The sequence below is a fragment of the Bacteroidales bacterium genome (assembly GCA_029210725.1).
Classification (GTDB): domain Bacteria; phylum Bacteroidota; class Bacteroidia; order Bacteroidales.
The window spans coordinates 43,425-61,703 of sequence record JARGFM010000019.1 but is presented as its reverse complement, the minus strand read 5'-3'; the positions used below and the strand labels follow the sequence as shown (position 1 = coordinate 61,703).

Here is an 18,279-nt window from a genome sequence, read left to right as displayed (position 1 = left end):
GCAACAGGTACAAGCTGATTGCTCAAGGGTATGAAGAATTGATCAAATCAACAACGCAAAATTAAACTATAGCCTTTCATTTGTCCAAATATTTGAATTTTAGCTTAATAAGTTAATACAAAGAACACCCGATTCCAAAAAAATATACTTGAATCTTCATTAAGAGTTCCCGGATATTATAACTTTATGCTTAGCCAATGAAAACCCTCAAACTCTATTACCGGTCCCTGAGCAGGAACAAAGTATTTTCCCTGATCTCCATTGGTGGGTTTTCGCTGAGTCTGGCTGTGGTGGTATTGCTGCTCTCCTTTATCCGCTCCGAAAAACAATACGATTCATCCATTCCTGAAGTGGGAAAAATCTACCGGATCCTGACCAACGATCATTTTTCCCGCATCCCTGAACAGTCCCGCGACAAACTGCTGAGCGAGTTCCCCCAGGTAAGTGCTGCCACCAAAGTGTTAATTAATCCATCTCCAGTGCTGTATAAGGAACAAAATTTTGACATGCGGGTGGTGCATACCGATTCAGGCTTCTTCCGGGTTTTCTCCCTTCCGGTGCTGTCCGGACAAAGAGATCATTTATTCCGCGATCCTCATCAGGCTGTTCTGACCCGGAGTGCTGCCCGGAAGATCTTTGGGTAAGAGAATCCGATCGGTCAGGTCCTGAATGTATCCCATGAACTCCATGTGGAGGTAGTGGCCGTGGTGCAGGACTTCCCGGAGAAGAGCTCGCTGCAGGGGGATTTGTTTTGCAGCGCAGATCTCCGGATTACTTACAGCCTGACCGGGTACAACGACAAACAAGCCTACCTGTATAACATCTTCCTGAAGTTTCATCCGGGAAACGGACCAGAGTTCCTGCAGGACACCCTGACAGCCCTGATACATCCTTACATGGACTGGCGTGAAGGGCGGGAATATTCCCTGCATCCATTCAGGGATGCCTATTTTGATATCCTTACCCAGGGGGACGGCCTGCAGCACGCCAATGTAAAACTTTTAAACCTCCTTGGCTGGCTGAGCCTCATCATTCTGGTCCTGGCTGTATTCAATTACATCAACCTGACCATTGCCCAGAGTACCGGAAGACTGCACGAACTGGTTGTCAAGCAGGTTTTTGGCGCGGATCGCCCGTTGCTGATCCGGCAGTTTATCCGGGAAGCTTTTTTCCAGGTGGTGCTGGCTCTCTTGCTCGCCTTTGTGCTGGCCATCTTCCTGAAGCCCGTGTTGGGCAGCATCCTCGGGAAAGAAATTGATCTTTTGATGGTCCTGAAGGATCCCCTTACCCTGTTGCTGATACTGCTTGGATTGCCTGCAGTGGCTGTCATTTCAGGAATTTATCCGGCCCTGGCCATCCTCAGGCTGCAACCCCGGGAACTGTTGCTCAAACAGACTCGTCCCGGCAGGCGGAGCTTCGATATTCGCCGCCTGCTTACCATTGTCCAGTTCACGGTCCTGATGGCCCTGGTCATTTCTTTGATCACCCTGGTCAAACAACTCAGGTATGTCCAGGATAAGGATCTGGGTTTTAGCACCGAACTGCTGGTCCGCCTCTTGGTGCACCCTCGCATCGAAGACAAAGCGCCTGCCATGATGGAGGAAATTTCCTCCCTGGCCATGGTGAAAAGCTGCTGTACTTCCATGGGAACCCCGGGGACTATCTGGAACAATTCAATCAGTGATCAGGCGGCCGCTTCTCAAATTTCTGCCGACTACCGCTTTCTGGAAACCTTTGAACTGGAACTGATCTATGGACGCAATTTTTTTCCCGCCGAATCTGACCGGGTATGCCTGATCAACCAATCTTTGCTCGACGATCTGGGAGGCTGGGATTCCGCGGAAAGCCGGGAGATTTTTGGAAGCCAGGTGGTGGGAGCCTTCAAGAATTTTCATTTCGAGGACCTCTATACTCCCATGGGAAATCTGCAGATCCGCAATGAACGGGATGTGGCCCACTTTTGCATCCGTTTTTATCCGGGCGATTTGGCCAAAGCACTTTCCAGTGTGGAAGAGGTATTGATTCTCCTCGCAGCAAGCTGCGAGGAATCATCGATTAATTGTTTATTTTAAATGTGCTCGCTTACCCCGCAGCAGAGCTACGGGGAATGCGCTCGCGTAATTCAAATGGAGCCAACTGGCAACAATCCTGCCTCTGTAGTGGGTCAATCAGTTTGATACAGCTCGGAAAGTCTGCCCGCTTAACAAGGACAAACCCCACTTGACTTGAATGGCTGAAGACCGTAAATTGCATCAAACAAGCTATACCCAACATGCCCCGGTCACCAAGACCGTTTTCCCGCTTCTGGACCGAAGTGCTCAGACGTAAAGTATTGCGTTCCCTGGCCATCTATGCCGGCTCTGCATTCATTATTCTTGAAGCGGCAACTATTATTTTCCCTCGTTGGGGGTTTCCGGACTGGACCATCGACCTGGTCCTCTGGCTACTGATACTGGGAGCTATAGTCAATTTGATCATCGCCTGGGTCTTCGACATTACGCCGGGAGGAATGGAAAGGACGAAACCCCTTTCAGAGCTCTCCAGGAGAGAAAAACCGGCCAAATCCCGGGCCTGGAAGGCGGCCACCTACGTCAGCCTGGTGGTCATCGTGGCTTTGATCATCTTCAATTTACTTGGTCCGAAAAACACCCTCCGGGCAGGAGATATCCAGTCCCTTCTGGTGCTGCCCTTTGATAATTTTACCGGCGATGATCAGCTTGATTATGTGGCAGCCGGAATGCACTCATCGCTCATCGGAGATATGGGAAAGATCAGTGGATTGCGGGTTATTTCAAAAACCACGGCCAGCATGTATAAAAATATGGATATGGCTCTCCCGGAAATGGCCTCAAAGCTAAATGCGGATGCAGTGGTTGAACCCACTGTGATGTGTTACGGCGACAGTGTATGCATTCAGATCAGGGTGATCTCCTCTTTTCCCGAGGAAAAACAGCTCTGGATTGGTGAATATACGGAGGAAAAAAGTAAGATCATGAGCCTCTATAACCGGGTATGCAAACAGATTGCCAATGAAGTCAAGGTACAGCTCACCCCGGGAGAAGTGCAACTAATGGCCAGTGCCAGGTCCGTCAACAGCGAAGCATACGATTATTATCTGAAAGGCCTGTATAACTGGGAGCTTTTTACAGGTGAATCCATCCAACTGGCCCTGGATTATTTTAATAAAGCTATTGCCACTGATCCCGGATGGGCCGAGCCATATGCAGGAGTGGCTTATTACTGGGGTGCCATCAGGCAGTACGGGTTTGCTCCGCCATCCATCACCATACCTAGAATATACGAGAATCTTGAGAAAGCTTCAAAGCTGGATCCCAATTCTGCATTTGTTCTATATGTCAGCGCCCTGGCCAGTGTCTGGACAGAATTTAACTGGGAGAAGGGTGAAAACGAATTTTTATCCGTATTGGAAATCAATCCGAATGATGCCTTGAGCCATTTGTATTATGCTCATCTCTTAATGATACTGAAAAGGGATGAAGAAGCCAAAGCACAGGCCAGCATCGCGATAGACCTGGATCCCATGAATCCCATGGTTCTGGGTTTATCCTCCATGACCCTGTCATTTACCGGAGAGTCCGAAAAAGCCATTGAGCTGGGAGAACAGGCCCTGTCGCTTGCTCCGGGCAATGGTGCCGCCCTGTCGGGATTATACGTAGCATATTTATATAAGGAGGAATTTGTTAAAGCACTTGAGGCCTGGACAAGCGCCCTGTCCATCGACAAACAAGCCAGTCAGGACATTTTAAATTTATATGAAAAGGAAGGTTTTAAAGCAGCCGTAAACCTGCTGGCCAGGGATTATTTAAATACCGGCCAGGTAAGGCCTTTTGATTTAGCTTTGGTATATGCAGCTGCAGGTAATCCTTCCTTAGCCATGGATTGGATGGAAAAGGCTTATGAGGACCAGGATGCCAATATCCCCTATGTCGGGATGAACATATTTTCAAAGGAACCTTTCAAAATAGACGATCCCAGGCTTATTGTACTCCTGGACAGCATGAACCTGCCTCCGCCAAAACATTGGTAAGCTCGTCCTATTGACTGTTAGGATTTAAGGTGTTATATTGCAAAAATAAAAGAACAAACTAAAAATAAACCAGCCATGAGACTTCAGCTTGACAACACCCGAAGAGAATTCTTAAGAAAACTGATCGCCGGCACTTCTGCCATGGGAATGGCACCCTTGCTGGGCAGCCTCCAGTCCTGCACTACCTCGGGGAGCGGCTCCGGATCCCTGCTAAAGATCCCACAGCGACCCTTTGGCGCCACCGGGGAGACGGTGGGTATTTACAGCCTGGGGGCCCAGGCCACCGTGGAACAGGTGGGTATGAAGGAGCAGGCCATAGCCATTGTCAATAAGTGCATTGATCTGGGCATTAACTACATCGATACCTCGGCCTGGTATGGCATGGACGGGAACAGCAGTGAGGGAGACCACCTGAGGGGCACCAGCGAACGGCATGTGGGCGAGGTGATGAAGACCCGCCGCAGCGAGGTCTTCCTGGCCACCAAGACCCATGACCGGAGTTATGACGGGGCCAAACGGCATCTGGAAAGTTCTCTGAAGAACCTGCAGACCGATAAGATCGACCTCTGGCAGATACACAACATTAAACCGGGTGGGGATGAAGACATCGATTATATATTCTCAGATGAGGGATGCATGAAGGCCCTCATCCAGGCACAGGAGGAGGGGGTAGTCCGTTTCCTGGGCATCACTGGCCATGCCGATCCCGATCCCATGAAGGAACTGGTAGACCGCTATCCTTTCGATGCCGTACTGATGGCCCTGAATGCTGCTGATAAGCATTTCAATCCCTATATAGAAAAACTGCTTCCCACGGCAGTGGAAAAAAATATGGGAATCATCGGGATGAAAATTCCGGCCCGTGACCGGATCTTCTCCCATGGAGGCATTCTCACCATGAAAGAGGCCATGACTTATACCATGTCCCTTCCGGTCAGCACGATCATCGTGGGGATTGACAAAATTGCAGAACTGGAAGAAAACCTGCAGATCGCCAGGGAATTTGAGCCCCTTACGGCTGATGAGATGCTGGCCATTGAGGATAAGGTTAAGCCCCATTTTGAACATCTGCTATTTTATAAAGGACTATCCGACTGGCCGGAGGAGTGGTCGGGCAACAATGTCTAGCATAAAGGACAACTTACTTTTGATTTCATAAATATCTCCATTACTTTTATTTTTCTCCGAAAGGAAGAAAAATGGAACAAAAGAGCATTCCCAAATTTTACGGACTGAGGATATACCTGTCCTCCATCCTGCTCTATTTCTTTCTGGTATTTCCATTTATCGGGTTTATTATTTTTCAGAATGTGCCCGATTTTATCGAGAATCGTGCCGGTGGGACCAGACAGGTCGCCGAAAATGCCGATTCTTTGCGGTCTGCCATGGACAGCATTCCCGGATTCAGCGAAGGGGATATCGACAGCATGGTGAACAAGACCATTCAGGGGGATATTGATATACTGGTTGATAAAGCGGTTCAACAGGAAAAGAGCAGAGGCAATACATCTTCCCTGGCTGCAGAAGAGGATATCCTGATAGGGCCACACCCCGACGAACAAAAAGGCCTGAGTATGTTTTCAGAGAAAGGGCCCTTTTCCCGTTACTTCTTTCTTCTTTTTATACTGCTGGGCGTGAGCCTCCTGTCCGGACTTCTCTATAATTCTCCTTTCAAACGTTTTTTCAAAAAGCGGCAAAGGAAGAAAGAAATTCCTCAGAAGCTCCTGGCCCTTTGCAAGAAGCGCCTCTTCAGACTTCCCCTGGTCAACAGTCTGATTGTCACCATGCCTAATATTGTGGTAATCATCTATTCCCTGATTTTCCTGGTTTCAGAAGTCACCCTGGATAAGGAAGTGGAGAGAAGCATGTTTATCCAGCTGCACTACCTGACCATCGTGGCTACCCTTCTGGAGTTTCTCTTTGTTTATTACTGGCAGAAGCACCGGGTCCATATCAAATATATCGATCATATCTATTCCGGAAAAGAATTACGAAAACAGATATTCCGGAAAAAGGGCGGAAAGATCAGGAACCGTCTTATGGTGGCCAGCGGGATGACTACCTTCCTGCCGCTAGTGGTGGTGATGGTGTACCTGGTGCTAAGCATCACTACCCTTAAAGAGCTGGAGCTGGATCATTACACGGACGATCACCGGGAAATCCTGTTCGGTCCCTGGAGTGATATTATGGGGATAGGGAAAGACAGCCCTTCGGCAGAAGGAAATAAGAAGTTTTTTTATGTGAATGCCATAGATTCTATCATGATGCTGGTAGGAATCGGAAACGGGATCCTGGTTTCCTTTATTTACCTCCTTCTATTTATCCGTTGGACCAATCGCGACATCAGCTGGCCTTTGAAGGAGCTACTGATCCATATAAGAAATACCAGGGGAGGGGATCTGGAGCAGTTTACCATTGTACGCACCAACGACGAGCTTGGAGAACTGGCCGAAGGCTACAATGAAATGACTGAAAAGATTCACAATCACGTGGAGAGCATCTCTGCCATGAACAGGGACCTGGAGAAGAAGGTGAAAGAGAGAACCCAGGAGGTGGTGGAGCAGAAAGAGGAGATTGAAACACAAAAGGAAGAAATCGAAGCACAGCTGAATCAGGCTACTCTTCAAAGAGACACCATATCGAAACAGAAAGAATTAATTCTGGACAGTATTCACTATGCCAAAAGGATCCAGTCGGCCATACTTCCTCCGGTTCACCTCTTAAAACAACATCTTTCCGACTCCTTCATCCTGTTCAAGCCCAGGGATATCGTAAGCGGAGACTACTACTGGGCCCGGGAAAAGGATCATAAACTGCTGATTGCGGTAGCCGACTGCACCGGGCATGGGGTGCCGGGGGGCTTCCTGAGTATGCTGGGGATAGCCTCTATGAATGAGATTGTAAACAGAAGTGTGGACCTGAATCCAGGAAAGATTCTTGAAGAATTGCGGGAAGTGGTAATTGCATCGATGCATCAGACCGGATCCAGGGATGAGGCCCGGGATGGTATAGAGATTGCCCTTTGCGTGATCGACCTGAAACTCAATTCTATGGTGTATTCCGGAGCGAACAGGCCCCTGTACCTGATCAGGGACGGAGCCTTAGAGCACTTTCGTCCCGATAGGATGCCCATCGGGATCTATGATCAGGAGCCTGACCCATTTACCAGTAATACCATCCGGTTAAGAAAGGGGGATTCTCTCTATCTTTTCTCAGACGGATACGTGGATCAGCTGGGAGGCCCTCTGCGAAAAACATTCAGGGCGGTCAATTTCAGGAAACTTCTGCTTCGGATTCAGGATCAACCAATGGAGAAACAAAAAGCGATCCTGGCGGAAAAAATGGCCCTTTGGCAGGGAAGTGTTGAACAAATTGATGATATCGTGGTGATGGGAATAAAGATTTAGCTTGTTATTACTCAGGTATCACTTTTAATATATTCAAAAGGGAGCTTAGACATTCTGGACATCTCCTGGCCCACCTCCAGCATATCTTCATCGTCTTCTTCATATAACCATTTGATCTTAAGTTTTATACCCAGAGCATTGATGGCATTGAGAGCTTTGAAAATATCCAGGATATACTTTGCAGAAGTGGAGTTAAAATACTCAAAATTAAACTGGCACGACAGGCCGGGGCTTCGTTCATTTTCCTTAAGTTTCTCCTGACTGAATGTATAATCCTCCATCCACTCCAGGATGGGCAGATAAAACTTACGAACGTTTTCCGGCCGAGATTCACCTGAGAACTCGAAATACCTGGCTTCCGGATCGAGAACGATCCGGGGTGAATTATCCGTTGCTTCAATAATTAACTTTTCCATTGCTTATTCTTTTATTATGATTTGCATTGAAAAATAGGAGTGATCCGGACCTGCAGGTTCGAATTGGTAACGAATAGCTTCATCGGTCCGCATAGCCATTGTAATAAGTCCGAGACCGGCACCCCGGTCCTCTTCGGTAGCCTCTTTGTTAATCACTTCCTCATAGAGAGATTTTAGCGCATCGTCGTCCATCTGGTTAATGCGGTCCAGTTTATATTTCAGATCCTCCACCTGCTTATTCCGGATCAGGTTTCCTGCACTAACTATAAATTTACCTCCCTGCTCCCTGACCTGTATCTGGGGAGGTCTGTCCAGGTCCCCTCCATGGGTCTGAAAGGGAATGGCATACTTGAAAATATTGTCAATGGATTCTACCACAGTCCCATAAACCCTTTTCCTGACGGGCTTTCTGAGTGCATTAAACTGCCGGGCCGACTTCAGCTGGTTCAGCAGCTTTTCCATGATCTCAAAGGAGATACTGCCTTCAAAATCGATTATGGCCTTTTTGTTATTCATCAGAAAGTCAAAATAAGAAAAATTATGCACATTCTGGGGGTAAGCACTTATATTTGAATATATTCGTATATACACTTTAAAATATGAGTGAAGCCATATTAAAAGCAATGATGCAGCTCTTTGCATTAATTGTGGATATCGATGAAATTCAAGAGGTTTCAGAAAAAGAGAGGTCCATAATACGCGCCTTCCTTTCCCGTCAGCTAAACAGTGAACTTACGGAGAAGTACATGGCTATCTTTGAGAACTACCTGCATCATTACCATCAGGATACCATTGATAAGCAAAGCCGGAGGAGAAAAAAAAGGACCTCTCTGACGGCCGTACGTATCCTTTCCATATGCGAACAAATCAACGAGGAGCTGGAACAGAGGCAAAAGATTTATGTAATTATCCAGTTGGTGGAGTACATTGCTTACGGGATTGTGGTTCACGACACTGAACTGGAGTTCCTTCACACGGTGGCTACAGCTTTCTATCTGGATGATGAAGAATTCCATCAGATCCTCCATTTTGTTATCTACTCTCTGACAGAAATTCCGGAAAAGGAAGCTGTTCTGGTAATCAGCAGCGACCATGACGCGGGTGTGGAAGGGGTACATCATATTCATAATCATTACCTGGAAGGGATAATCTCTTTTCTGAATATAAAGAGTGTTAATACTTATGTGCTTCGCTATCAGGGAAAAGAAGATTTGTATCTGAACGGTCAGCATATCCTGCCGGGGATCACCTACACCTTCGATCACGGAGCTTCCATTCGGGGACAGAAGATTGATACCATTTACTATACGGATGTGGCAGGGGTCTTTTCCGTCGCCTCATTCAGCTCCCGTATTAGTTTTGTTGCCAGGGACGTTGAATTCCGCTTTAAGAACAGCGACAATGGCATCCATGGATTTAACCTCCAGGAAGAATCGGGTCGATTGATCGGAATTATGGGAGGAAGCGGAGTGGGTAAATCTACCCTGCTTAATGTATTGAATGGAAACCTGAAGCCCCAGCAGGGGGAGATCCTGATCAATGGATTTAACCTGTATGATGAAAAGGAAAAAGAACAATTAAAGGGGATTATCGGGTTTATCCCCCAGGACGACCTTTTACTGGAGGAACTTACCGTCAGGCAAAACCTCTATTACAATGCAAAACTCTGCCTGGACAATTACGACGAATCCCGGCTTAATAAAGTTGTTGACCAGGTTTTGCAGGATCTGGACCTTTATGAAATCCGTGACCTGAAAGTGGGTAAGCCCCTTAACAAGGTGATTAGCGGCGGTCAGCGTAAACGGGTAAACATTGGACTGGAACTGATCAGGGAGCCCACTGTACTCTTTGTGGATGAGCCCACCTCCGGGCTTTCATCGGTCGATTCTGAAATGGTGATGAACCTTCTCCGGGAACAGGTTTTTAAAGGGAAACTGGTCTTCGTGAATATCCACCAGCCATCCTCAACGCTGTACAAAATGTTCGACCGGATCATTTTTATGGATAAGGGAGGTTACCAGATCTATTGCGGGAATCCAGCAGAAGCAGTGGTCTATTTTAAAACAAAAAGCAATCATGCCAATGCCAAAGAGGACCAGTGTGCCTGCTGTGGCAATATAGATCCGGACCAGGTGCTTCAGATCATCGAGGCCAAGATTGTGAACGAGCACGGCAAATTGTCGCGTACCCGGAAAACAAGCCCCAGGGAGTGGGCGGAACTGTTTAACCGCCAGCAGGAGAATCCTCCTGAGGAGCCCGTCCCCAAGGTTGGACTTCCCGAGAGTCAATATAGCATACCCGGCCTGCTGAAGCAGATCAAAATTTTCTTTACCAGGGATCTGCTCACCAAGCTCACGAACAAACAGTATATACTGATCACCCTGTTGGAAGCTCCCCTGCTGGCGGTGATCATGGCTTTCTTCACTAAATATTTCAGTGGCAACTCCGATAATCCGGCAGCCTATGTCTTTTATAACAACGAGAATCTTCCCGCATACCTGCTGATGAGCGTAGTGGTTTTCCTCTTCCTGGGAATGACCCTTAGTTCGGAGGAGATCATCAAGGACCGGAAAATCCTGCAGCGGGAATCCTTTCTGAATCTGAGCAGGGGGAGTTATCTGCACTCCAAGATCCTGATCATGTTTGCCATCTCTGCCATCCAGTCGCTCTCCTATGTGCTGATCGGGAACCTGATTTTTGAGATTAAGGGAATGCTGCTCACCTACTGGCTGGTCCTTTTCTCCACCTCCTGTTTTGCAAATCTTCTTGGACTGAATATCTCGGCGGGACTGAATTCTGTGATCACCATCTATATCCTTGTGCCCTTCCTGTTGATTCCACAGATACTCTTCTGCGGGGTGTTGGTGAAGTACGACAAGCTTCATAAAAGCCTGACCAAATACGAATATGTGCCTGCCATTGGAAATATTATGACATCCCGGTGGGCCTATGAAGCACTGGCCGTGGAGCAGTTCAAAAGCAACCGCTTCCAGAGAGAGTACTTTGATATTGAACAGGAGATCAGCAGCGCCGATTATCTCATGTCCTATCTGATCATGGAACTGCAGGGAAAACTTAATCCGTTGAGGTTAAGGGTCCGGGATGGAGAAGTCCTGGAGAGTACCGGGGCAGAGGTGCAAACGTTCTACCGGCAGGTGACTGAGATGGGAAAACTAATTCCGGAAGTTCCTTTCTACGGTTCACTGACTCCCGGGCTGATGCCCTTTGATGATTCCACTGCTGTGGCGATTCAATCCTACTTCGATGCGATCAGGGACTATACACGCACCAGGGTCCGGAACGGAAAAGAAGAGAAGGATCGTCTTGATAAAGCCATGATAGAAAGAGAGGAAGGTGTGGAAGGATATACCAGCTTCCGGAACAAGTATCATAATAAGAGCCTCTCTGAACTCTTGCTGAACCGGAACGAACTCGATAAGGTGGTTGAAATAGACGGCCGTATGATCCGGAAATATGAACCTGTTTATATGAAACCCACCTCCAGGTTCGGAAAGGCGCATCTCTATGCCCCCAACAAACAGATTGGCAGGCTGGAGATAGGAACGCTTTGGTACAACATGATCATCATCTGGATCTATACTCTGACGCTCTATGTGACCCTTCGCACGGACCTGCTTCGAAAGGTGATAAACGTCTCGGAAACAAGAAAACTCAGACAGAAACACTCCACCTGATTTCCAGCATGAACGAGACCATCTGGTCCCTGGCCGAAGAGTTTCCTGCCTGCTCTTAATGAGCCCTCATATGTCTCCACCTGAAGGCCCAGGCCCCTGTCAGTGCATAAACCAGGGTAAGCAATACCAAAGCAAGCATCTCGGGTATAGTCTCCTTTACCTCCAGGCCCCTGATCAGCACCTTGTTCAGGGCCTCCACCGCAAATTTGGGAGAGAGGATATCATTAAGCATCACCGGATACTCTCCCAGGGAAAAGAGGTAGCCTCCACTGATCGGGAAGGCAGCCCCGGTGAAGAACATGAGCAGGAAAAGCGGGAAGGTGCCGAGAATGGCCACTTCCTTAACGGAGCGGCACATGGCAGCTACCAAAAGACTGAAGCTGATCATGGAAATGGCTGTAAGAATTGAGATGAGCAGGATAAAACCCAGGGTTCCCGGAATAAGCGTATACCCGAGTGCCATTCCGGTCAGCAGGGCCAGAAGCACGGAAATAATGGCCACCAGGATCTGAACCAGCGAAATGCCCCCGAGAAACTCCACGGCACTTAGCCTGGAGATCCTGAGACGCTCCAGGGTGCGGGATTCCGGTTCCCGGACCAGGGCGGCTGAAGCAGAGAATATGATCATGATAATGGAGAGAATCAGAAGACCCGGAAGGTAGAGTTCAAAATAGCTGCGTTCCCCGGAAAAACCCAGGGTGGTTTCCTGCCAGGTAAAGGGCATCCGGATGTCTGCAGCTTCCAGTAAGAAGCGGTTGATCAGTTCCTCCGACCAAAGAGCCCCTACGATGTACTCCATATGAGTGACATCCCCAATAAGCTCCAGGATGGCGGGCAGACCGGCTGTAGCATGGGGCCCGGCCACCGAGGAAGACAGATCAGCGGGCAGGACCACCACCATATCGGCCTGACGGTTTCTCAACTTTTCCAGGGCCCCCTCCCTGCTTCCTGAAGCACTGAAATTCAGCATCTGCATGCCATCCAGTCCGGAAAGGATACCGGAATAAGAGAGGATTGAATCACCCAGATTGACAGGCTCACCATTCAGTTCCGTTCCGCTGTCCAGGTTAACCAGGACCACATCGTACTGCGGATCTTCCGACTCGCCCATCAGGTAATAGATGGCGATAAACAGAGGGGCCATCAAAACGGTCATTACCAGGATCCAGTACTCCCGTATCTGCTCCTTCAGCCCTTTAACAAATACCGCGTACCACCTCATTTTCTAAAACTTTTACCGGTGAGATGAATAAATACGTCCTCCAGGGTGTTTTCCCGGATCTTCATTTCCTGGATGGCAATCCCTTCATGCTCAAGTATCCGGTATATTTCATGAATCCTGGGCACCAGATTCATGGCCCGGATATTTACCCGGTCCTCCTGCCTCTTCACCTTATAACCGAGCGAATTTAATGTCCCGGCTGCCCTGTCCAGACCGGCCGGATTGCCGGACTGAAGCTTTAACTCCATCACATCTCCCCTGCCAATGGATCTCTTCAGATTTTCCGGGGTATCTACCTGAAGCAGCCGGCCCATATCGATAATCGCCACCCGGGTGGCCATGCGGTCCGCTTCATCCATATTATGGGTTGTTACAATCACGGTTTTGTCCCGGGCCCTTTCCCGGATGAAATCTCTGACCAGCACCCTGCTCTGGGGGTCCAGTCCTGCTTCGGGCTCGTCAAAGACCATAATTTCGGGGTCATGCATCAGGGCCATGATTACACTCAGGCGGCGTTTCAAGCCCCCCGAAAGAGTCCCGGCCAGACTGTTCCTTTTGGATTCCAGACCCATCTCCCCCAGCAGCCGGTCTGCCCTGGAACGCGCCAGGCCCCGGGGTACGTTATACATCCTGGCACTGAACACCAGCTGCTCAAAACAGCTGAGCTTGTTCCAGAGGATATTCTCCTGTGGACAAATCCCCACCCTGGACCTGATAGCTCGGCCTCCGCCCGGGGGAACAGGCTCTCCATGAATAAGGACCTCCCCCGAATCGGGTCTGAGCAGACCACACATCATTCCTATAGAGGTGGTCTTACCGGCTCCGTTGGGCCCCAGAATGCCAAATACCTCTCCCTGTTTAATCTGCAGGGAAAGTTGATCAACCGCAGTCAGTTCCCCGTACTTTTTGACGAGAGCCCTGACTTCAAGGACGCCAGGTTCCTTATCTGAAATCTGTACCATAAGCCCTGGTAAGTTCGTAAATTCCGCACTCTCAACCAATGATTCTTTCAGATCCGATGATTTTTTATGTATGTTTAACATGAAAAAATCCCAGACAAATGCCCCGTATTTTTAATCCGGTCGATATATCCAAAGAGGAGAAGGAGGTGCGAAAAGACTATTTCGACCGCCATACCCCTGTCGTCATCTGCGACAACTATGCCACTGAAGGTGAAAAATTCAGGGTGAAGGTTCGCCTGGGAAGCGAATACAGCCATCCCGATGACCCGGATCATTTCATCAACTATGTGCAGCTGTGGAACAGAGAGACCTTTCTTGCTGAAGCACATTTTGCCCCTGGAACCCTGGGGAACCACCCGGAACATATGGAGATCGACTTTTTTATTGTACCCGGTCCTGTCAGTATGAACCTTTCGGCCATGTCGGCCTGTACCAGGCATGGTTTATGGCAGAGTGAATCCAAAGAGGTTGCCATCCGGAAACCTTAACCTGGCCATTCTTCCGTGCTTAGCAGAGTACTAGTCGAAGAGCTCTTCGGTCTCCTCAACATCATTATACCCGGAAGTCCCTATATAGGAGACAAATGAGATCTTCCACTCGCCGTCAATCTTCTCCAGGAACCGTACCTGGATACTTTCAATCTCGGTCACATCATCATCATATCTGGAGGTCCAGACCTGATTGCAAACCACAAAGGCCGACTCATTACAAATCTTCATCCGGTAATTAAATTTTTCCACATTAATATGCAAATCGGGACCGAGATCGTCTTCGGTCTGATTTCCTGTCATGTGTCTCGACACATCCTCCCAACCTTCGGCAAATACATAATTATCGGCACCCGCAGTTAAGCGGATATTCGTCGAATCCTGCAAATGAGTGGAGAACATCCCCTCAAAATCCCGGTCAATATAGGTCTGTGTTTCCTTATCCATTACGGCGATTATGGCGGCTTTTTCCTTTTCATAATCAATGGCTTCCTCGCAGCCTGTAAGTGCAAAAACTGCGATAATAAGAATAGAAAGAATTGTGTATCTCATAGTTCAGCTGGTTTAGTTAAGGTTTCATGAAGGCCATACAGCCTGCCATCCCATACATGCAAAATACAACAATGCTCCATTAAAGTCAATTTATTATTACATTTGCTAAGGATGAAAAGGGCCCTCTTCATAACAATTTTGTTTCTAACGTCCGGATTTTCAATGCTCTCCGCCAACCAAAGAATTCCGGATTCAATTAAAGGCCTTCTTGATCTCAGAGAGGTGGTGCTGGATGATCAGAGCATCTTTGACCTGGACGGGGAATGGATGTTTTACTGGGAAGCTCTGCTGACACCTGAAAATTACATCCGGCATGAAGCAAGCGGCATTCCGGTAACGGTCCCCTCCTACTGGAAAAGCTATAAAACTAATGGCAAATCTCTGAGTGGCTGGGGCTATGGAACCTATAGCCTGAAACTAATCCTTCCCGGGGACTTTCATTCGGAGATCTGCATGGATATTCCGCTCTTCGATGTGGCTTACAAACTATTCCTGAACGGGAAACTTGTGAGTAAAAACGGAAGCGTGGGAACAAGCAGGGAAGAGGAGAAACCCTGGTATAAGATAAATGAGCTATGTTTTACCCCGGAAAGCGATACGCTCCATATTCTTATCCAGGTATCCAACTTTCATCACCGCAGGGGGGGATTCTGGCAATCGCTTGTGATCGGGAGTCCCGGCCAGGTACTGAAGGGGAAGGAGAGGCAACGTATGTACGACTACTCCACCATCGGGGTTCTCTTCTTCTTTATGATCTTTTCCCTGATTTTCTGGTCATTCACCAGGAAGGAGGCCTTGATGCTGATCTTTGCCCTTACGACCCTGGGGATGTTGATAAGATCGGTCAATACGGGACTCTATTTGTCGAACTTATTCGTGGATACTTCCTGGTCGTGGCAGATCCGGATGGAGTACCTGGGCTCTTACCTGGCCCAGCTCTTTGGGATCATCTTCCTGCATAAGGTCTTTCCCCGTCCCTATATGAACCGGATCATTCAGGTGAATACCATCCTGATGGTTCTGGCCAGTATCTCGCTGTTTATTCTGCCGGTTCACCTGTTCACCTATGAGATGCTTGGCTATCAGCCGCTCCTGTTTCTTTTTCTCGCCCACTATCTGGTAATCAGTTTTACTGGAACCATCAGAGGGAGGGGAGTCGATGCCATTTTCTTTGCCTCGCTTTCCTTTATGCTTTTAGCTTTGATCAACGATATCCTCCTGGCTAATTCAGCCGGTTCAGTCTCCGCCACCTATCTGTCACAAATTTCTTTTCAGGTGGTGATTTTTGCCATGGCCGTGATGGTGATCATTCAATGGGTCCATAATAACATGGAAAGGATGCAGTTGGACAGCTCGCTCAGGTTTAAGAACAAAGTCCTTTCGGTGATCGCACACGATCTGAAAAATCCCGTTGCCAGTGTGGCACAGTTCTCCGAGCTCCTGGCGGGTAAACCGGAACTCGCTGCCAAGAAACATGTGGTAAATTCTCTCCGGGAATCCTCGCAGGCGGCTCTGACCCTCCTGGATAATCTGCTTTACTGGGGACGAAGCGAATCTGACAAATTGCAGATTAATCCTGCCGGGCTGGATCTGGAGAGGGCTATCCGGGAGACAGAAGTTGTTTTTCAGCATATGGCCATTCAGAAAGGAATCGAATTCTCGACCGATATCGAAGCAGGGATTAAGGCCTATGCCGATCCTGTTTTCGTAAATATCGTATTAAGAAACCTGTTGGCCAATGCCATTAAATTTACACGTAAAGGCGGGGCGGTCCGGATCAGGGCCTGGCAGGAAATAAATACTGTTTTTTGTTCTGTGGCCGATTCCGGAATCGGCATGAAACCTGAATACTTAAAACAAATACGCAAAGAAGGTTACCTGGATAGCACCACCGGTACGGACCAGGAGATTGGAACCGGACTGGGTTTACAACTGGTGAAGGATTTGCTGGAGAAAAATAACGGAACACTGGAGATAGAGAGTAAGGAAGAAGTGGGATCGACCTTTACTTTTTCTTTACCATTGTATAAAGAGGATAGAGATGCAGATTAAGAAGAATCAAAACAGAGAAATTGAAGGCAGCCGGTTGATCCTGGTGAGAAAGGAAACACCCGGTTTTGATGCAGTTTCAGACCCGGCGGAGAAAGCCTATATCAGGGAGCGCCTGGCAGGGGTAAAGAATACTGCCCTGATAAACCGGCTGGACCACCTTATTTGTTACCAGAGCCTGGAAAAGGGAAATCTCTCCTTAAGTATCCGGCTCGAAAATGCGCGGAAGGCAGGATTTGAGATTCATCCCCTGCTGATCGATCATGAGATAACAACTCTTACCGTAATCAACGGAGGTGTGGACCAGGAAGAGTGTATCGCTTTTGCCGAAGGCCTGGCTCTGACCAACTACCAGTTCCTGAAATATCTTTCGAAAGACCCGTCCAGGAAATATACACTCGGTGAATTGCGGCTCCAGGATGAAAGTATAGGTGAAGATCAGGTGGTTAAGCTGGAGAATCTGGTTCAGGCAGTCTGTTTTACGCGCGACCTGGTGAATGAGCCACTCTCCTACCTGAGCGCCGTACAGCTGTCTGAAGAGATTAAGAAGATGGGGGATGCTTCGGGTTTTTCGGTGGAAGTGTTCAACAAACGCAAAATCGAAACATTAAAAATGGGCGGGCTTCTGGCCGTCAATAAAGGGAGCCTGGATCCGCCAACCTTCTCCATTCTGACCTGGAAACCGGAAAATGCGGTAAATGAACACCCCATCGTAGTGGTTGGGAAGGGGGTGGTTTTTGATACCGGGGGACTGAGCCTGAAACCCACAAACGACTCCATGGACTACATGAAATGTGACATGGGAGGGGCTGCTGCCGTTGCAGGAGCATTTTATGCTCTGGCAAAAAACAAACTGCCTGTCTGGGTGGTCGGACTGGTACCTGCTACCGATAACAGACCCGATGGCAATGCTTATGTTCCCGGTGATGTAATTACCATGTACGATGGAAGCACCGTGGAAGTACTGAATACCGATGCGGAAGGGCGCATGCTGCTTGCCGATGCACTCAGCTATGCCAAACAGTATGACCCCGAGCTGGTAATCGAGCTTTCCACCCTGACGGGTTCGGCACATATGGCGATCGACAAATTTGGGATTGTAGGGATGGGCAATGCCTCCCGTGAGATCATGGAACTCCTGAAAGAGTGTGGCGAATACAGTTCCGAACGGATAGCCGAGTTCCCCTTCTGGGACGAATACAAGGAACAGTTAAAATCAGATATTGCGGACCTGAAGAATATAGGAGGAAAATACGCCGGAGCCATCACAGCAGGAAAATTTCTTGAGCATTTTACCGATTATCCTTTTATACACCTGGATATTGCCGGACCTTCATTCAATAAGGTCCCTTTTAACTACAGGGGTAAAGGAGGCAGCGGGGTAGGAGTCCGGCTTCTTTTTCGTTATTTTTTTATGCGGTCCCTTTAATCCAGGCGTGC

The 18,279-nt window shown here is 48.3% G+C and carries 14 protein-coding genes; 9 read left to right on the top strand and 5 right to left on the bottom strand.

The window, feature by feature from the left end:
- Positions 1 to 197: 197 nt before the first annotated feature.
- From P1P86_11635 to P1P86_11615, 5 genes are all read left to right on the top strand, one after another.
- On the top strand, positions 198 to 644 hold the full coding sequence (locus P1P86_11635; GenBank protein MDF1575829.1) for an ABC transporter permease: 447 nt from the start codon (positions 198 to 200) through the stop codon (positions 642 to 644).
- Between the two features lie 45 nt (positions 645 to 689).
- Entirely contained in the window at positions 690 to 2,072 is a 1,383-nt protein-coding gene (locus P1P86_11630; protein ID MDF1575828.1) for an FtsX-like permease family protein, read from the top strand.
- A gap of 200 nt (positions 2,073 to 2,272) precedes the next feature.
- A complete protein-coding gene (locus P1P86_11625) occupies positions 2,273 to 4,048 on the top strand; it encodes a hypothetical protein (GenBank protein ID MDF1575827.1) in 1,776 nt (591 codons plus the stop codon).
- A 75-nt stretch (positions 4,049 to 4,123) separates the two neighbouring features.
- Entirely contained in the window at positions 4,124 to 5,176 is a 1,053-nt protein-coding gene (locus P1P86_11620) for an aldo/keto reductase (protein MDF1575826.1), read from the top strand.
- Positions 5,177 to 5,247: 71 nt separating this feature from the next.
- Positions 5,248 to 7,455, top strand: coding sequence for a SpoIIE family protein phosphatase (locus P1P86_11615; GenBank protein ID MDF1575825.1), 2,208 nt, complete (start codon positions 5,248 to 5,250; stop codon positions 7,453 to 7,455).
- An 11-nt stretch (positions 7,456 to 7,466) separates the two neighbouring features.
- Here P1P86_11615 and P1P86_11610 read toward each other — a convergent pair whose 3' ends face one another.
- Positions 7,467 to 7,871: a DUF1987 domain-containing protein gene (locus P1P86_11610; GenBank protein ID MDF1575824.1), complete on the bottom strand. Its 405-nt coding sequence runs from the start codon at positions 7,869 to 7,871 to the stop codon at positions 7,467 to 7,469.
- 3 nt (positions 7,872 to 7,874) lie between these two features.
- A complete protein-coding gene (locus tag P1P86_11605) occupies positions 7,875 to 8,387 on the bottom strand; it encodes a SiaB family protein kinase (GenBank protein MDF1575823.1) in 513 nt (170 codons plus the stop codon).
- Between the two features lie 83 nt (positions 8,388 to 8,470).
- On the opposite strand from P1P86_11605, the gene P1P86_11600 reads away from it, so the two are divergent.
- Positions 8,471 to 11,566 carry an ATP-binding cassette domain-containing protein gene (locus P1P86_11600; protein MDF1575822.1) on the top strand — a complete coding sequence of 1,032 codons (3,096 nt, stop codon included), beginning with the start codon at positions 8,471 to 8,473 and terminating at the stop codon, positions 11,564 to 11,566.
- 55 nt (positions 11,567 to 11,621) lie between these two features.
- Here P1P86_11600 and P1P86_11595 read toward each other — a convergent pair whose 3' ends face one another.
- Together P1P86_11595 and P1P86_11590 are read right to left on the bottom strand one after the other, a co-directional pair.
- Positions 11,622 to 12,788, bottom strand: coding sequence for an ABC transporter permease (locus tag P1P86_11595; protein MDF1575821.1), 1,167 nt, complete (start codon positions 12,786 to 12,788; stop codon positions 11,622 to 11,624).
- Positions 12,785 to 13,750: an ABC transporter ATP-binding protein gene (locus P1P86_11590; GenBank protein MDF1575820.1), complete on the bottom strand. Its 966-nt coding sequence runs from the start codon at positions 13,748 to 13,750 to the stop codon at positions 12,785 to 12,787. The genes P1P86_11595 and P1P86_11590 overlap by 4 nt, the downstream gene beginning before the upstream one ends.
- A gap of 98 nt (positions 13,751 to 13,848) precedes the next feature.
- Here P1P86_11590 and P1P86_11585 point away from each other — a divergent pair, with 98 nt between their 5' ends.
- Entirely contained in the window at positions 13,849 to 14,238 is a 390-nt protein-coding gene (locus tag P1P86_11585) for a desulfoferrodoxin family protein (GenBank protein ID MDF1575819.1), read from the top strand.
- 30 nt (positions 14,239 to 14,268) lie between these two features.
- On the opposite strand, the gene P1P86_11580 is transcribed toward P1P86_11585, so the two are convergent.
- Positions 14,269 to 14,790 (bottom strand): hypothetical protein, encoded by a 522-nt coding sequence (locus P1P86_11580; GenBank protein ID MDF1575818.1) that lies wholly within the window; start codon positions 14,788 to 14,790, stop codon positions 14,269 to 14,271.
- Between the two features lie 162 nt (positions 14,791 to 14,952).
- On the opposite strand from P1P86_11580, the gene P1P86_11575 reads away from it, so the two are divergent.
- On the top strand, positions 14,953 to 16,842 hold the full coding sequence (locus P1P86_11575; protein ID MDF1575817.1) for a HAMP domain-containing sensor histidine kinase: 1,890 nt from the start codon (positions 14,953 to 14,955) through the stop codon (positions 16,840 to 16,842).
- Positions 16,832 to 18,268, top strand: a complete 1,437-nt coding sequence (locus tag P1P86_11570) for a leucyl aminopeptidase (protein ID MDF1575816.1) — start codon at positions 16,832 to 16,834, stop codon at positions 18,266 to 18,268. The genes P1P86_11575 and P1P86_11570 overlap by 11 nt, the downstream gene beginning before the upstream one ends.
- The last annotated feature ends 11 nt before the right edge of the window (positions 18,269 to 18,279 follow it).

What these genes read in the sequence shown, in the direction of transcription:
- P1P86_11635 (MDF1575829.1), top strand. Translation starts at nt 198, where the DNA reads ATGAAAACCCTCAAACTCTATTACCGGTCCCTGAGCAGGAACAAAGTA.
- P1P86_11625 (MDF1575827.1), top strand. Translation starts at nt 2,273, where the DNA reads ATGCCCCGGTCACCAAGACCGTTTTCCCGCTTCTGGACCGAAGTGCTC.
- P1P86_11620 (MDF1575826.1), top strand. Translation starts at nt 4,124, where the DNA reads ATGAGACTTCAGCTTGACAACACCCGAAGAGAATTCTTAAGAAAACTG.
- P1P86_11615 (MDF1575825.1), top strand. Translation starts at nt 5,248, where the DNA reads ATGGAACAAAAGAGCATTCCCAAATTTTACGGACTGAGGATATACCTG.
- P1P86_11610 (MDF1575824.1), bottom strand. Translation starts at nt 7,871, where the DNA reads ATGGAAAAGTTAATTATTGAAGCAACGGATAATTCACCCCGGATCGTT.
- P1P86_11605 (MDF1575823.1), bottom strand. Translation starts at nt 8,387, where the DNA reads ATGAATAACAAAAAGGCCATAATCGATTTTGAAGGCAGTATCTCCTTT.
- P1P86_11600 (MDF1575822.1), top strand. Translation starts at nt 8,471, where the DNA reads ATGAGTGAAGCCATATTAAAAGCAATGATGCAGCTCTTTGCATTAATT.
- P1P86_11595 (MDF1575821.1), bottom strand. Translation starts at nt 12,788, where the DNA reads ATGAGGTGGTACGCGGTATTTGTTAAAGGGCTGAAGGAGCAGATACGG.
- P1P86_11590 (MDF1575820.1), bottom strand. Translation starts at nt 13,750, where the DNA reads ATGGTACAGATTTCAGATAAGGAACCTGGCGTCCTTGAAGTCAGGGCT.
- P1P86_11585 (MDF1575819.1), top strand. Translation starts at nt 13,849, where the DNA reads ATGCCCCGTATTTTTAATCCGGTCGATATATCCAAAGAGGAGAAGGAG.
- P1P86_11580 (MDF1575818.1), bottom strand. Translation starts at nt 14,790, where the DNA reads ATGAGATACACAATTCTTTCTATTCTTATTATCGCAGTTTTTGCACTT.
- P1P86_11575 (MDF1575817.1), top strand. Translation starts at nt 14,953, where the DNA reads ATGCTCTCCGCCAACCAAAGAATTCCGGATTCAATTAAAGGCCTTCTT.
- P1P86_11570 (MDF1575816.1), top strand. Translation starts at nt 16,832, where the DNA reads ATGCAGATTAAGAAGAATCAAAACAGAGAAATTGAAGGCAGCCGGTTG.